This window comes from Candidatus Symbiopectobacterium sp. NZEC135 (assembly GCF_025962695.1).
The window spans coordinates 1-535 of the sequence record NZ_JAGFPF010001466.1; the positions used below are offsets into that span (position 1 = coordinate 1).

Here is a 535-nt window from a genome sequence, read left to right on the forward strand (position 1 = left end):
AGCACGAAGGGGTGGAGCTGTTAGCCTATTCGCCCCTCGCCTTTGGCACATTAACCGGGAAATATCTGAATGGCGCGCAGCCTGCCGGTGCGCGCAATACGCTGTTCAGTCGTTTTGTGCGCTACAGCGCGCCGCACACCCAGCAAGCTATTGCCGAATACGTGGCGCTGGCACAACGTCACGGGCTGGATCCGGCACAGATGGCGTTGGCGTTTGTGCGTCAGCAGCCGTTCGTCGCCAGTACCATTCTGGGGGCAACCACGCTTGAACAACTCGACATCAACCTTGCCAGCCTTGAAGTGCAATTGAATGCCGACGTGCTGGCTGAGCTGGAAGAGATTCACCGCCGTTTTACCATCCCGGCACCTTGATGCGCGGCTAAAATATCGATCAAGGCCCAGCATGTTGGGCCTTTTTTTCGCCTAAAGTGTCCCGGTGCCACCGTCTGAACACCAGACCTGCCCCGAGGTGTAGCTACAGGCTTTCGACGCCAGTGTCACGTAAAGCGGCGCGATCTCTGCCGGCTGCCCGGATC

The 535-nt window shown here is 58.7% G+C and carries 1 protein-coding gene and 1 pseudogene; one reads left to right on the top strand and one right to left on the bottom strand.

All coding sequences use genetic code 11. From position 1 onward, the window contains the following. The coding region (locus tag J5224_RS34855; protein ID WP_264629370.1) for an aldo/keto reductase at positions 1–371 on the top strand (371 nt) is incomplete at its 5' end. 51 nt (positions 372–422) lie between these two features. Here J5224_RS34855 and J5224_RS34860 read toward each other — a convergent pair. Beyond that, a pseudogene (locus J5224_RS34860) lies at positions 423–535 on the bottom strand (NAD(P)-dependent dehydrogenase); the annotation flags it as partial.